This window comes from Methylobacterium indicum (assembly GCF_017347565.1).
Taxonomy (GTDB): domain Bacteria; phylum Pseudomonadota; class Alphaproteobacteria; order Rhizobiales; family Beijerinckiaceae; genus Methylobacterium; species Methylobacterium indicum.
This window is the reverse complement of record NZ_AP024145.1, coordinates 4,014,071-4,027,083: the sequence shown is the minus strand read 5'-3', so window position 1 is coordinate 4,027,083 and position 13,013 is coordinate 4,014,071. Positions and strand designations below refer to the sequence as shown.

The 13,013-nt window shown below is 69.0% G+C and carries 16 protein-coding genes; 8 read left to right on the top strand and 8 right to left on the bottom strand.

What is annotated here, in order from left to right:
- Positions 1-8 precede the first annotated feature (8 nt).
- The 6 genes from miv_RS18775 (at position 9) to mobA (ending at position 5,429) form a co-directional block, all read left to right on the top strand.
- On the top strand, positions 9-1,028 hold the full coding sequence (locus miv_RS18775) for an iron ABC transporter substrate-binding protein (protein WP_207178202.1): 1,020 nt from the start codon (positions 9-11) through the stop codon (positions 1,026-1,028).
- Positions 1,025-2,062, top strand: coding sequence for a FecCD family ABC transporter permease (locus miv_RS18770; RefSeq protein WP_207178200.1), 1,038 nt, complete (start codon positions 1,025-1,027; stop codon positions 2,060-2,062). Before miv_RS18775 ends, miv_RS18770 begins: the two co-directional genes overlap by 4 nt.
- Positions 2,059-2,841, top strand: coding sequence for an ABC transporter ATP-binding protein (locus miv_RS18765; protein ID WP_207178198.1), 783 nt, complete (start codon positions 2,059-2,061; stop codon positions 2,839-2,841). Before miv_RS18770 ends, miv_RS18765 begins: the two co-directional genes overlap by 4 nt.
- Before the next feature lie 33 nt (positions 2,842-2,874).
- Positions 2,875-3,543 carry an HAD family hydrolase gene (locus miv_RS18760; protein WP_207178196.1) on the top strand — a complete coding sequence of 223 codons (669 nt, stop codon included), beginning with the start codon at positions 2,875-2,877 and terminating at the stop codon, positions 3,541-3,543.
- A 138-nt stretch (positions 3,544-3,681) separates the two neighbouring features.
- Positions 3,682-4,815 carry an Mrp/NBP35 family ATP-binding protein gene (locus miv_RS18755; protein ID WP_207178194.1) on the top strand — a complete coding sequence of 378 codons (1,134 nt, stop codon included), beginning with the start codon at positions 3,682-3,684 and terminating at the stop codon, positions 4,813-4,815.
- Positions 4,812-5,429: a molybdenum cofactor guanylyltransferase MobA gene (gene mobA / locus miv_RS18750; protein ID WP_048430193.1), complete on the top strand. Its 618-nt coding sequence runs from the start codon at positions 4,812-4,814 to the stop codon at positions 5,427-5,429. Before miv_RS18755 ends, mobA begins: the two co-directional genes overlap by 4 nt.
- 14 nt (positions 5,430-5,443) lie before the next feature.
- Here mobA and miv_RS18745 read toward each other — a convergent pair whose 3' ends face one another.
- The 6 genes from miv_RS18745 to miv_RS18720 all read right to left on the bottom strand — a co-directional run bounded on the left by miv_RS18745 (position 5,444) and on the right by miv_RS18720 (position 9,646).
- Positions 5,444-6,556, bottom strand: a complete 1,113-nt coding sequence (locus miv_RS18745; RefSeq protein WP_207178192.1) for an ARV1 family protein — start codon at positions 6,554-6,556, stop codon at positions 5,444-5,446.
- Positions 6,557-6,793: 237 nt separating this feature from the next.
- Positions 6,794-7,249, bottom strand: coding sequence for a peptidylprolyl isomerase (locus miv_RS18740; protein WP_048430192.1), 456 nt, complete (start codon positions 7,247-7,249; stop codon positions 6,794-6,796).
- Complete coding sequence (locus tag miv_RS18735; protein WP_207178190.1) at positions 7,246-7,710, bottom strand: hypothetical protein; 465 nt, start codon at positions 7,708-7,710, stop codon at positions 7,246-7,248. The genes miv_RS18740 and miv_RS18735 overlap by 4 nt, the downstream gene beginning before the upstream one ends.
- 3 nt (positions 7,711-7,713) lie before the next feature.
- On the bottom strand, positions 7,714-8,262 hold the full coding sequence (locus miv_RS18730) for a peptidylprolyl isomerase (protein WP_048430191.1): 549 nt from the start codon (positions 8,260-8,262) through the stop codon (positions 7,714-7,716).
- 30 nt (positions 8,263-8,292) lie between these two features.
- Positions 8,293-8,796: a pantetheine-phosphate adenylyltransferase gene (gene coaD / locus miv_RS18725; protein ID WP_048430190.1), complete on the bottom strand. Its 504-nt coding sequence runs from the start codon at positions 8,794-8,796 to the stop codon at positions 8,293-8,295.
- 73 nt (positions 8,797-8,869) lie between these two features.
- A complete protein-coding gene (locus miv_RS18720; protein ID WP_207178188.1) occupies positions 8,870-9,646 on the bottom strand; it encodes a phosphodiester glycosidase family protein in 777 nt (258 codons plus the stop codon).
- Between the two features lie 147 nt (positions 9,647-9,793).
- Here miv_RS18720 and miv_RS18715 point away from each other — a divergent pair, with 147 nt between their 5' ends.
- Positions 9,794-10,348: a hypothetical protein gene (locus miv_RS18715; protein ID WP_207178186.1), complete on the top strand. Its 555-nt coding sequence runs from the start codon at positions 9,794-9,796 to the stop codon at positions 10,346-10,348.
- A gap of 85 nt (positions 10,349-10,433) precedes the next feature.
- Here miv_RS18715 and miv_RS18710 read toward each other — a convergent pair whose 3' ends face one another.
- The gene (locus tag miv_RS18710) at positions 10,434-10,853 is read right to left on the bottom strand and encodes a DUF4174 domain-containing protein (protein WP_207178184.1); all 420 of its coding nucleotides are present in this window, start codon (positions 10,851-10,853) and stop codon (positions 10,434-10,436) included.
- A gap of 186 nt (positions 10,854-11,039) precedes the next feature.
- Between miv_RS18710 and miv_RS18705 the strand changes: the two genes are divergently transcribed.
- Positions 11,040-12,053, top strand: a complete 1,014-nt coding sequence (locus tag miv_RS18705) for an NADP-dependent oxidoreductase (protein ID WP_207178182.1) — start codon at positions 11,040-11,042, stop codon at positions 12,051-12,053.
- A 22-nt stretch (positions 12,054-12,075) separates the two neighbouring features.
- Here the strand turns inward: miv_RS18705 and miv_RS18700 are convergent, their stop codons facing one another.
- Positions 12,076-12,819, bottom strand: a complete 744-nt coding sequence (locus miv_RS18700) for an RNA methyltransferase (protein ID WP_048430186.1) — start codon at positions 12,817-12,819, stop codon at positions 12,076-12,078.
- Between the last annotated feature and the right edge of the window lie 194 nt (positions 12,820-13,013).

The following is a 13,013-nucleotide window of genomic DNA, read 5'->3' as shown; positions in this document are numbered from 1 at the left end:
TTTTCGCGATGCGGCCCGACCGGCGCTCCCTGCTCATCGGCTCGGCGGCCCTCGCGCTGGCAGGACCCGCGCGTGCCGAATCCCCGCGGGACGATGCCGGCCGGGCGCTCGACACCCTGAAGCAGCCCGTTACCCGGGTGTTTCCCGCCGGCCCCCCGGCGGCGATCCTGCTCTACACGCTTGCTCCCGAACTGCTGCTCGGCTGGCCGCGGGCGATCCGGCCGGCGGAAAAGCCCTACCTCCTGCCCCAAGCCGCCGACCTGCCGGAGGTCGGCCGGCTCACCGGGCGCGGCAACACCGCCAACCTCGAATCGGTCCTGGCGCTCAAACCCGACCTGATCCTCGATGTCGGCTCCACCGCCGAGACCTACCGCTCGCTCGCCGACCGGGTGCAGGGCCAGACCGGCATCCCCTATGCCCTTCTCGACGGGCGTCTCGCCGCCGCGCCCGCCACCTATCGCAGCCTCGGCCGCCTGATCGGGCGCGACGCCGAGCCTCTGGCCGTTCTCGCCGAGGGTATCCTGACAACGATGCGCGAGCGCGTCGCCGCGGTGCCGGAGGAGAAGCGCCCCCGGGTCTACCTCGCCCGGGGCCCCCGCGGCCTCGAGACCGCCCGGGCGGGCTCGATCAACGTCGAGGCGCTGGCGCTGATGGGCGCCGCCAACGTCGCCGGCCCGGGCGGCGGCCTGGCGCAGGTCTCGCCCGAGGACGTGGTCGCCTGGGCGCCCGACATCGTCATCGCCCTCGATCCGGCCTTCGCCGCCGCCGCGCGCCAGGACCCGCTCTGGCAGGCAACCCCGGCGTTGCGGGCGAACCGCCTGCATGTCAGCCCGTCGCTGCCCTTCGGCTGGGTCGATTTCCCGCCCTCGGTCAACCGGCTGGTCGGCCTGTGGTGGCTCGGCAAGGTCCTCTACCCGGCGCTCTTCCCGGAGGACATCCGCGGCATCGCCCGCGACCTCTACGGCCGGCTCTACCACGTCACCCCGGACGATCAGGCCCTCGACCGCGTGCTGGCGGGAGCCTCGTGAGCGGCGTGGCCCTCGCGGGGGTGCGGGCCCTCCGGCTCGGCGGGCCCTGGCTGGCGCTCCTCGCCCTGGTGCTCGCCGCCGCCCTCGCCTTCGGGGTCGGGCGCTACCCGGTCTCGCTCCTCGACGTCGCCCGGGTGCTCCTCGGCCGCCTCACCGGGCACGCGCCGGACGTGGCGCCGGCGGTCGAGGCCGTGGTGTGGCAGATCCGCGGCCCCCGCATCGCCGCCGCGATCCTGATCGGCGCGGCCTTGTCGGTCGCCGGCACCGCCTTCCAGGGCCTCTTCCGCAATCCGCTCGTCTCCCCCGACATCCTCGGCGCCTCCTCGGGGGCGGCGCTCGGCGCGGTCGCGGGCATCTGGCTCTCCCTCGGGGTCCTGGCGATCGAGGGCATGGCCTTCGCGGGCGGGCTCCTGGCGGTGGCCTGCGTCTACGGGCTCGGCGCGGCCCTGTCGGGGCGCGATCCGGTGCTGGTGCTGGTGCTCGCCGGGATCGTCATCGGCTCGCTCCTCGGCGCCGGGGTCGGGCTGATCAAGTACCTGGCCGACCCCTACAACCAGCTCCCGGCGATGACCTTCTGGCTGCTCGGCAGCCTGTCGGGCACCCACCCCGCCGACCTCTTGCCGCTCGCCGGGCCCGTGATCCTCGGCACCGGGCTCCTGCTGCTGCTGCGCTGGCGCCTCGACGTCCTGTCCCTGCCCGACGAGGAGGCCCGTTCGCTCGGCCTCGCCACCGGCCCCTTGCGGGTCGCAGTGGTGGCGGCCGCCACCCTCGTCACCGCGGCGAGCGTCGCGACGGCCGGCATCGTCGGCTGGGTCGGCCTGGTGGTGCCTCATCTCGCCCGCTTCCTCGTCGGCCCCGGCTTCGGCCGGCTGGTCCCGACCGCCGCCTTGCTCGGCGCCGGCACGCTGCTCACCATCGACACGCTGGCCCGCACCGTGGCGCCGGTCGAGGTGCCGCTCGGCATCCTCACCGCCTTCGTGGGCACGCCGGTGTTTCTCTGGCTGCTCGCCCGGGCGGAGCGCGATTGGTCGTGACCCTGCTCCAGGCCGACGCCCTCGCCTTCGGCTATCCCGGCCGGGAAATCGGACGCGGTCTCTCGCTCGATCTCGCCGCCGGCGAGGCGCTGGCGCTGCTCGGGCCCAATGGCGGCGGCAAGACCACCTTGCTCAAGACACTCCTGGGCCTCCTGCCGGCGCTCGCCGGCACCATCCGGGTCGCGGGCCGGCCGCTCGGCGAGCTCACCGCCCGGGAGCGGGCGCGGGCGATGGCCTACGTGCCGCAGGCCGGCGCGAGCGCCTTCGCGTTCACGGCCCGCGCCGTGGTGCTGATGGGGCGCACCAGCCGCACGGGGCTCCTCGCCGCCCCGTCCCGGGCCGACCACGCGGCGGCGGACGCCGCGCTTCACCGGATGGGCATCGCCCATCTCGCCGAGCGGCCGGTGACCCGGCTGTCGGGCGGCGAGCGCCAGCTGGTGCTGGTCGCCCGGGCGCTGGCCCAGGAACCCCGCATCGTGGTGCTCGACGAACCGACCGCCAGCCTCGATTTCGGCAACCAGGGAAGGGTGATGGCCGAGATCCTGCGCCTGCGCGCCGACGGGCTCGGCCTCCTCTTCACCACCCACGACCCCAACCAGGCCGCCCGCTACGCCGACCGGGCGCTCCTCCTTCGCGGAGGCTCCGCCCTCGCCGCCGGCCCCGTGGCGGAGGTGCTCGACGCCGCCCGCTTGAGCCGGCTCTATGGCGCGCCGGTCGAGGAGGTGCGTGATACGGAGAGCGGCGCGCGGGCCTTCCTGCCGCAAGGAAATTTGCGGTAGAGGAAGTGCTCAGAATCAACGATTGAGTCCTCAATGCGCGTTCCAGCCGGGACCACGATACCCGCCGAGGTCCTGCTCTTCGACATGGACGGGACGCTGATCGATTCGACGAACGTCATTACAGGCCTCTGGAGGAACTGGTGCAGCCGGCACGGCGTCGATGTCGCTTCGCTGCTGCGGGTCTCGCATGGGCAGCGTACGATCGAGACAGTCCGGCGTTTCGCCCCGCCGAGCGTCGATCCCGATGCGGAGGTCGCCGCGCTCGCCGAAGCCGCTGCGACGGCGCGCGATGGGTTCACCGCCATTCCCGGCGCCGCTGATCTGCTGCACGCCCTCCCCCATTCACGCTGGGCAATCGTCACCTCCGCCGACCGGGACATCGCCCGATCCTGGCTTGCACTCGCCGGCTTGCCGATCCCCGATGTGCTGGTGACCGCAGAGGATGTCGGCGCCGGCAAGCCCGATCCGGCCGGCTATCTCCAGGCAGCCCAGCGCCTGGGCTGCGCGCCCGAGCGGGCCGTGGTGTTCGAGGATGCTCCGGCCGGTCTCGCGGCAGGCCGGGCCTCCGGCGCGCGGGTGGTGGCACTCGCCACGACACTGAGCCCAGCGGAGCTTCAGGACCACGACTGGATACCGGACTTCTCCGGAATCGCGTTCGCCCCGGAGGACGGTGGCGTACTGTCCTTCTCGTACGAAGCGTGAACCCGCCGAGGAATGCGCCCTCACTCCACCCTCGACCGAAGGGCGAGGCCCGTCACGCTGGCGTTTCCCCGTGCAGGGGTTACATGGAGCGCGAGACGACCGGGTCGCGATGGGCCCGCGTGACAGGAGCGAGACGACGTGGCGATCACCCGGGACGACGTGCTGAAGGCGCTCGCGGGCGTGACGGTCGATGCGGCGGGAACCAGCCTGCCGGCCTCCGGCCGCCTGTCCGAGATCGTCATCGACCCCACCGGCCGGGTGGTTTTTTCGATCGGCATTGCCCCGCCGGAGGCCAAGGCCTTCGAGGCGGTCCGCCAGGCGGCCGAGATCGCGGTGCTGAAGCTGCCCGGCGTCAAGGCGGCCTTGGCGAGCCTCACCGGCGAGCGCGGCCCGGGTGCCGGCGCTCCGCCCCGCCCCGCCGCTCCGGGCGGCACCCCACAGGGTGGCCCCCGCCCCGGCCCGGCCCTGCCGGGGGTGCGCCACATCGTGGCGGTGGCCTCGGGCAAGGGCGGCGTCGGCAAGTCGACCACCGCCTGCAACCTCGCCCTGGCGCTGCGGGCGCAGGGGCTCAAGGTCGGCCTGCTCGATGCCGACATCTACGGCCCCTCGGTACCAAAACTCTTCGGCCTCGACCGGAAGCCCGAGACCATCAACACGCCGCAGGGCCAGCGCATCGTGCCGCTCAACGGCTACGGCCTCGCGGTGATGTCGATCGGCTTCCTGATCTCCGCCGACACGGCGATGATCTGGCGCGGCCCGATGGTGCAATCGGCCCTGACCCAGCTCCTGCGAGAGGTCGCCTGGGGCGAGCTCGACGTGCTGATCGTCGACATGCCCCCGGGCACCGGCGACGCGCAGCTGACACTGGCGCAAGCCACGCCGCTCGCCGGCGCGGTGATCGTCTCGACCCCGCAGGACCTGGCGCTGATCGACGCGCGCCGTGCGGTGACGATGTTCCGCCGGGTCGAGGTGCCGATCCTCGGCGTGGTCGAGAACATGGCGACCTTCGTCTGCCCGCATTGCGGCGGCACCTCGCACATCTTCGGCCATGGCGGCGCCCGCCACGAGGCCGAGACCCTGGGCGTGCCGTTCCTCGGCGAGGTGCCGCTCAACATGACGATCCGCGAATCCTCGGATTCCGGCCGGCCGGTCGTGGCGGTCGATCCCGACGGGCCGCAGGCCGCCGCCTACCGAACCATCGCCGCCGGCCTGTGGGCCGGGCTCAGCGGCGGCGCCGGTCCGCGCCCGGCGCCCCGGATCGTGATCGAGTGAGCACGCCCCCGACCCTCGGGGTGATCCTGGCCGGCGGGCTCTCCCGCCGGATGGGCGGCGGCGACAAGCCGCTGCTGCGGCTCGGCGAGAAAACCCTGCTCGAACGGGTGGCGGAGCGCATACGCCCGCAATGCTCCGCCGGGCTGATCCTCAACGCCAACGGCGATCCGGCGCGGTTTCGCGCCTTCACCGGCTTCGTGGTGCCGGACTCACTTCCCGACGCCCCCGGGCCCCTCGCCGGCGTGCTCGCCGCCCTCGACTTCTGCGCCGCGCACCACCCGGACGTGCCTTACGTCGCGAGCGTCGCCGGCGACACGCCGTTCCTGCCGCACGATCTCGTCGCCCGGCTCCACGCGGCGCGGGCCCGCGACGGCGTCGCGATGGCGGTCGCGGCCTCGGGCGGGCAGCTGCATTTCGTGAACGGGCTCTGGGCGGTGTCCTTGCGCCACGACCTGCGGGCGGCCCTGGTCGAGCGGGGCCTGCGCCGGGTGGGCATGTGGATCGCCCGGCACAATGCGGCGGAAGCCGCGTGGGAGGCGGAGCCGGTGGATCCGTTCCTGAACCTCAATACGCCGGATGATTTCGCAGCGGCGGAGAAATTGCTTGCATCTTGACGGATGACGGCAAGCTATCTTGCAGCTTTGACTTGGCTGAGGTGAACCCATCCGATAGGTGAGTTCTCCCCAACCTGTACCCATTCGCCTTTTTGCTGGAAGGCATTCATGGTTTTTCCTGTTGGTAGCGTCCTTCTCGCAACCGACGTATTTTCTGGGGCTTCGCGAATATATGCATCTTGGGTTGCCACAACTCTAGCCGATCCAGCATCTGAAATGCCTTCTTGCGGCCCACCCGACGTTTTTCTTGCGTTTGCGGTGGGCGCTTTAGGTGAAGTTTCACCACTCGATTTCTGGGTAGGGAATGGTCGTGTCAATTTTTCAGGAACTTTTATTCCCGTTTTCTGTGATATGGATAGTAATATCGCGTGCCCATGATTCGTAAATAATAGAAATGCGCTTAAATATAACAAAACACTAAATAATATTCTCTTTACACCATCAAATAAATTGGCCATATTTCCACTACTGAGACCAGGAGATGCAAAGAAAAAATTATTAAGATACAAGATGCTTGTATAGGGCAGCTGCGCGGCCCACGAGATTGCATCGTAATCTGGCCGTGCGCTCAGGCCAAAATTTGACAAGACAGTTTTTAGCGAAACATCTGAGAACGTTGCAACAAATATAGCAGGGGTGAGTAAGGCCGTAAACAAAAATACAAATATGTAGTATATTGCAACGATTGGTACATATAATAATTGATAAAAGAAAAATATTATATTAATAAATACATATAAAGTGATATACTTCCAACTCATGAGTTCCGATATATAGAAATCTTCATTAACATAAGCCCAATACAAATAAATTCCAAAAAATACCACAACAGCAGCAATATTTGTTATGAGGCTAAATCCTGCGACCTTGTCGCTCGATGGTGCAGCATTGCTGAATACAGCATGATAGGCATGCCTGACTGATAGACCCCAGCGACTGACGGACTCATGAAGGGCTCTATCAGATGATGCTGTTTTTGGCGATGCCCCAGCAAGAACTTTAGTAGCTTGAATGATAGGATTGATAATTATAAATCTACTTAAGTAAATAGCATTTAATATAATTCCGATCGTTGAGTAAAGAATAAATATTACTGAAAAAGAAAATATTTTTACTAGTAAGATCATAGCAGAATTTGCCGTCGCGAGTCGTGCGGAATGGCACCGCCCCTGCTTAACAAGGGACGCAATAAGTTACCAGATACCGCTGAGCAAAATCATCAATTTGCACTGCTCGCAATGAAAATATGATTTTTGTGAGCCAGCTGCCGAAGTGGCCTTGTCGGATCGACGACACAAAATATATAAATAATAGATAGGCAGGAGGCGGCTCGCAATATATCGCGAGCCGCTAAGAGTAAGGCTTTACGCCTCGACGCGCATCGACTTGATGGTGTCGGGATCGCGCACCGGCTCGCCGCGCTTGATCTGGTCGATCACGTCCATGCCTTCGACCACCTTGCCCCACACCGTGTACTGCTTGTCGAGGAAGCGGGCGTCGGCAAAGCAGATGAAGAACTGCGAGTTGGCCGAGTGCGGGAAGTTGGTGCGGGCCATCGAGCAGGTGCCGCGCACGTGCGGCTCGGCGTTGAACTCGGCCTTCAGGTCGGGCAGCTCGGAGCCGCCGGTGCCGGTGCCGGTCGGGTCGCCGGTCTGGGCCATGAAGCCGTCGATGACGCGGTGGAACGGCACGCCGTCGTAGAAGCCCTGCTCCGAGAGGGTCGTGATCCGCTCGACGTGGTTGGGGGCGAGGTCGGGGCGCAGCTGGATGACCACGCGGCCCTTGCTGGTCTCCATCACGAGTCGGTTGCTGTCGGTCATGGTCGGTCTCCTTGATTCGGACCAGGGTAGACGAAACGCAGGGCGATGGGACGCCCCGCGACGGCGCCGCCGAGCCCCGCCGTCAGCCGCGCCGGGGTGCAGCGGGCGAGCGACGCCAGGGTCTCGGCGACGAGCGCGTCCCGCCGCCGGGACGGAACGCGCGTGAAGGTGATCCGCGGGGTGCCCTGGAGGCTCCCGTCCCGCCGCAAGGCGAAGCGCGCGGTGCTCGCGGCTGCCTCGAGATCGGCCGGCAGGCGCCAGCAGGCGGCGAGCCGGGGATAGAGCGCCGCGAGGGTGTCGGCGGGCCCCTCGGGGGTCGTCGTCACCGGCACCCGCACGGTCGCCCGCAGGGTGGTCGGCAGCGAGAGCACCGAGGGGTTATCGTACACGTCGAACTGCGCGGCGGCGGGCGAGATCGACACCGCCAGCGCGAGGCCGGCGCGAAAAGACCCGCCGCGCATGGCTTACTGGCCGTCCTGCGCCAGGCTCATCCGGACGATCTTGTCCGGGTTCTGCACGGTGCCGTTCTGGGCCGACGAGCCCTTCTTGATCTTGTCGACCACGTCCATGCCGGAGGTCACCTCGCCCACCACCGTGTACTGGTTGTTGAGGAACGAGGCGTCGCCGAAGCAGATGAAGAACTGCGAATTGGCCGAGTTCGGGTCCTGCGAGCGGGCCATGCCGACGGTGCCGCGCTTGAACGGCGCCTTGGAGAACTCCGCCGGGATGTTCGGCAGGTCGGACTTGCCCATGCCGGTGCCGGTCGGGTCGCCGGTCTGGGCCATGAAGCCGTCGATGACGCGGTGAAAGACGATGCCGTTGTAGAAGCCGCGCTTGGTCAGCGTCTTGATCTGCTGGACGTGCTTGGGCGCGAGGTCGGGACGCAGCTGGATGGTGATCCGGCCGTCCTTGGTGTCGAGATAGACGGTGTTCTGGTCGGGCGCGGCGCTCGCCGGGGCGGCGATGCCGAGGGCGGCGACGGACAGCACCAGGGCTGCGAGCCAGCGGATCATGGAGGTCTCCTGGGGTGGAAATCGGCCGCGTCAGGCGGACGGGGCGAAGCGGGCGCTCAGGCGGTCGGCCACCGCCGCGGGCACGAAGGGCCGCACGTCGCCGCCCATGGCGGCGATCTGGCGGACCAGGGTGGCGGTGATCGGCCGCACGCCGGTCGAGGCCGGCAGGAACACGGTCTGCACCTCGGGCGCCATGGCGCCGTTCATGCCGGCGAGCTGCATCTCGTAATCGAGATCGGTGCCGTCGCGCAAACCGCGGATGAACAGGCTGGCACCGTGGCGCCGCGCCGCCGCCACCGCGAGGTCGGCGAAGCTGACGACCTCCAGCACCGTGCCGGTCTCGGCGGCAAGCGGCCCGCAGGTGGCGCGGATCAGGTCGGCGCGCTCCTCGGCGGAGAAGAGCGGGGTCTTGCCCGGATGCACGCCGATCGCCACGACGAGGCGGCCGACCAGGCGGCAGGCCTGGCGCACCACGTCGAGATGGCCGTTGGTCACCGGATCGAAGGAGCCGGCATAGAGCGCGGTGCGGTTCATCGTGGTCCCCCTAGAGCATTTTCGGGCCCGGCGGAACCGCCCGTCATTTCGTCCGGTCTCACTTGGTCCGGTCTCACTTGGTCACGGCACCGACGAGCGGCCCGAGGGGCCGGCTCAGGTCCTGGCGCCCGAGGGACGGGGCGTAGAGGCTCGACACGCTGCCGTCGAGGAACAGCGCGTTGGGGCAGCCGAGATCGTCGCGGAACAGCCGCGCGAAGGCCCCGAAGCTCACCGGCGCCTCCGAGATCGCGAACACCGCCATGTGCCCGTCCGGCCGCACGCCGACCCCGTTGCGGATTTTCTGGGACGGGCCGTCCTCGGAGATCTTGGGATGGATGCGGTTGTTGATCACCAGCATCGGGCCGGACTGGGTCGCGAACTCCGCCTTGGGATGGGCCTTCAGGTAGCGCCCGGTCTCGAGCACGCCGGCGCGATCACCGGCGACGTAGAAGACCCCGTTGGGCTTCATGTGGAAGTTGCCCGGGCCGTTGGCGGTGTTGGCGGCCTTCAATTCGCGCCCGTCCTCGACATAGAGGCCGACGGGGCCGAGGCCGTTGTCGTACATCCCGGCATTCATCGCGAAGGCGAGCTTGCCGCCCTGCTGCCCGGCGAGCCGCGACAGCGAGCCGTAGGGCAGGCCGTCGGGCCCGCGCCAGAAGAGCTTCACCCGGGCGCGCCGCAGGTCGACGGTGCAGACGGTATAGGCCTGGCCCTCATGGGTCTGCGGCCGGCAGGACGCCGCCGGGGAGGCGGCGGAGCCGGGCGTCGCCAGGGCAGGACCGGCCGCGAACCAGGAGAGGCCCGCCGCCAGCAGCGACGCCCCGATCCGCCCGGTCGATCCTGCCGCCATGTGTCTCTCCGTGCCCCGCCGGCCCGACCGGTTTTCGGAATACCGGTATAGGGCGATCGTGACGTTTTGCAGCATGAACCGGAGACCGCGCGTCGACGTTCTGAGTGCCTGGGGGTTCACGATCATCTCTCGAAGGGACATCGGGTCATGAAGGGTATGTTGGCGGCATCGGCGGCCCTCGCGGGTGCGCTGCTCGTCGTTCCGGCCACCGCCGAGGCGCGCGGCTTCGGCGGCGGCGGCTTCCATGGCGGCGGATTCGGCGGTTTCCATGGCGGCGGCTTCCGAGGCGGCTTCGGCGGCGGCGGTTTCCGCGGCGGCTTCGGCGGCTATCGCGGGGTCGGCTTCGGTGGCTACCGGGGCGGCTATGGCGGCTGGCGCGGCGGTTACGGCGGCTATCGCGGCGTGGGCTTCGGCGGCTGGCGCGGCGGCTATGGCGGCTGGCGCGGGGGCTATGGCTATCGTCGCGGCGGCTATGGCTGGGGCGCGGCGGGCCTCGGGCTCGGCGTCGGGCTCGGCCTCGCGGCGGCCACGGCCTACCCGTATTACGGCGGCTACGGATACGGCGGCTATGGCGGCTACGCCCCGGTCGGCTATTACGGCGGCGGCTACGATTACGGCTATGGCGGCGGCTGCTACGAGGTGCCCCGCGTGCGCTGGACGCCCTACGGCTATCGCCGCGTCCTCGTGACCCGCTGCTACTGAGCGGCGCAAAGGCCGCGAATCGACGGAGGGCCGCCCGCGCGAGGGCGGCCCTTTGTCGTACCGGGTCCCTCGCCCGGCGGGCCGGTCAGTTCCGGCGGCCCGCCGCCTCCTCCTGCCGCATCGGCATGGCGTCGATGGTGGAAAAAAGCCGCTCGGCCGGGATCGGCTCCTCGGCAATGAGCTTCGCCCCGCCATCCTTGCCGATCAGAACCGCCCGGAATCCCGTCGCCGGCAGGCCGAGGCGGCGGCGCACGGACGCGGCCTCCCTCCCCTCCCCGATCGCCCGCACCACCACGAGGTCGCGCTCGCGCATCCCGGGCGCGACCGCCTCGGCGATGCGCGCTTGCGCGGCGGCGCGGGGATCGTCGGCGGCGGCCGCGATCACCAGGACCCGGGACGTCCAGCGGTAGCGGTCGAGATCGGACCCGGCGGACGCGGCCGGCAGGAGGGCCGCGAGCAGCAGGGGGCCGGCAAGGAGCGCGGCGGGGAGCGAGGACGGGAGCATGCCGGATCCATTCGCGGGGAAGCCGGGCAGCGCCGGCGCATCCCTGGCAGGTAAGGCTCTGACAAACTCCGGCCAGCGCGGCGTTGACGCGCGGGGCCGTGCATCCCAGTTGCGACGGGATCCCCGCGCGAGCGGAGCCGAGAGGCCGGCTCGCGCCCGACGAACCCCTGGAAGGGAGGTCCCCGCATGTCCGACGTGAACCGCCGCATCGTCCTGGCGTCCCGGCCCCACGGCGAGCCGACACCGGCCCATTTCCGCGTCGAGCGCGGCACGGTGCCGGTGGCGCATGACGGCGAGGTGCTGCTGCGCAACCATTACCTCTCGCTCGATCCCTACATGCGCGGCCGGATGAGCGCGGCGAAATCCTACGCCAAGCCGGTCGAGATCAACGACGTGATGGTCGGCGCCACGGTGTCGGAGGTGATGGCCTCGCACCATCCGGGCTTTACGGTCGGCGACACCGTGCTGGCCTATGGCGGCTGGCAGGATTTCGCCGTGTCGAACGGCCAGGGCCTGCGCAAGCTCGACCCCTCGGCGGCGCCCGTCACGACCGCGCTCGGCGTGCTCGGGATGCCGGGCATGACCGCCTATACCGGGCTCCTCACCATCGGCGCGCCGAAGCCCGGCGAGACGGTCGTGGTGGCCGCCGCCACCGGGCCGGTCGGCTCGCTCGTCGGCCAGATCGCCAAGCTGAAGGGCGCCCGCACGGTCGGCATCGCCGGCGGGCCCGACAAGTGCCGCCACCTCACCGAGGATCTCGGCTTCGACGCGGCCGTCGACCACCGCTCCGGCGACCTGCCGGCGGCTTTGGCGGCGGCCTGCCCGGACGGCATCGACGTGTATTTCGAGAATGTCGGCGGCGCGGTGTTCGACGCGGTGCTGCCGCTGCTGAACGACTTCGCCCGCATCCCGGTCTGCGGCCTCGTCGCCAACTACAACATGACCGAATTGCCCCCCGGGCCCGACCGGGTGCCGGCGCTGATGCGCGCGGTCCTGAGCAAGCGCCTGAACTTCCGCGGCTTCATCGTCTCCGACTTCGCCGACCAGGGCCCGGCCTTCCTCGAGGATGTCGGCCAGTGGCTGCGCGAGGGCAAGATCCGCTACCGCGAGGACGTGGTCGAGGGGCTGGAGAGCGCGCCGGAGGCCTTCATCGGCCTGCTCAAGGGGCGCAACTTCGGCAAGCTGGTGGTGAAACTTTAAGTTTCACGCGAAGCCGTAAGCTTCACTCCTCCGGGGGGCGCCGCGCCAGCGCCCGCAGCGCTCCCCGGAAGGTGCGCACGTCCTGCTCGGTCATCGCCATGCGGTGGAACATGTCGCGCATGTTGCGGATCATCCCGTCGCGTTTCGCCGGCGGATAGTAGCCGGCGGCGTCGAGGTCGGATTCCAGGCTCTCGAACAGCGAGATCAGGGCCTCCCGGGGCGCCGGGCCGGAGCGCATCGCGCCCGCGAACGGCAGCACCGCCCGTCCGGCCGCCCGCCGCCACTCGTAGCCCATGAGGAGCACGCTCTGGGCGAGGTTGAGCGAGGCGTGGTCCGGATCGACCGGGAAGGTGACGATGGCATCCGCCAGCGACACCTCGTCGTTCGACAACCCGACCCGCTCGCGCCCGAACAGGATGCCGACCTTTTCTCCCGCGGCGAGCCGCCCGGCCGCCTCCGCCATGCCCTCGTCGGGCCCGAAGACCCGCTTCATCTGGCCCCGCTCCCGGGCCGTGGTGGCGAGCACGTAGTGCAGGTCGGCCAGAGCCTCGGGAACCGTGGGAAAGACGGTCGTGCCGTCGAGGACGTGGGTGGCGCTCGACGCCGTCTCGCGCACGCCCTTCATCGGCCAACCGCCCTTCGGGTTCACGATCCGCAGGGCGTCGAGCCCGAAATTTCCCATCGCGCGGGCGGTCATGCCGATATTCTCGGCGAGCTGCGGCTCGACCAGGATGATGACGGGGCGGTTCGGCGAGGAATCAGTCATGGATGTGATCGGACGGGAGGAGTTGCCGGCACATAAGGCCTTCCGCCCGGATCGCGAAGGGGCGTTGCGCCGGCTCGGGAACCCATCGGCCCCGATCCGTGTTGTTAGAGCGGACCTCCTTGCAGCCCCGGCGCCCCCGCGCCGGGGTTTTTTTCATGACAGCCTCGAAAAACCATTCCGTCCCGGCGCTTCCC

Excerpts from the sequence above, each read along its gene's own strand:
- miv_RS18775 (WP_207178202.1), top strand. The coding sequence starts at position 9 with ATGCGGCCCGACCGGCGCTCCCTGCTCATCGGCTCGGCGGCCCTCGCG.
- miv_RS18760 (WP_207178196.1), top strand. The coding sequence starts at position 2,875 with ATGCGCGTTCCAGCCGGGACCACGATACCCGCCGAGGTCCTGCTCTTC.
- miv_RS18745 (WP_207178192.1), bottom strand. The coding sequence starts at position 6,556 with ATGATCTTACTAGTAAAAATATTTTCTTTTTCAGTAATATTTATTCTT.
- miv_RS18740 (WP_048430192.1), bottom strand. The coding sequence starts at position 7,249 with ATGACCGACAGCAACCGACTCGTGATGGAGACCAGCAAGGGCCGCGTG.
- miv_RS18735 (WP_207178190.1), bottom strand. The coding sequence starts at position 7,710 with ATGCGCGGCGGGTCTTTTCGCGCCGGCCTCGCGCTGGCGGTGTCGATC.
- miv_RS18730 (WP_048430191.1), bottom strand. The coding sequence starts at position 8,262 with ATGATCCGCTGGCTCGCAGCCCTGGTGCTGTCCGTCGCCGCCCTCGGC.
- coaD (WP_048430190.1), bottom strand. The coding sequence starts at position 8,796 with ATGAACCGCACCGCGCTCTATGCCGGCTCCTTCGATCCGGTGACCAAC.
- miv_RS18720 (WP_207178188.1), bottom strand. The coding sequence starts at position 9,646 with ATGGCGGCAGGATCGACCGGGCGGATCGGGGCGTCGCTGCTGGCGGCG.
- miv_RS18715 (WP_207178186.1), top strand. The coding sequence starts at position 9,794 with ATGAAGGGTATGTTGGCGGCATCGGCGGCCCTCGCGGGTGCGCTGCTC.
- miv_RS18710 (WP_207178184.1), bottom strand. The coding sequence starts at position 10,853 with ATGCTCCCGTCCTCGCTCCCCGCCGCGCTCCTTGCCGGCCCCCTGCTG.
- miv_RS18705 (WP_207178182.1), top strand. The coding sequence starts at position 11,040 with ATGTCCGACGTGAACCGCCGCATCGTCCTGGCGTCCCGGCCCCACGGC.
- miv_RS18700 (WP_048430186.1), bottom strand. The coding sequence starts at position 12,819 with ATGACTGATTCCTCGCCGAACCGCCCCGTCATCATCCTGGTCGAGCCG.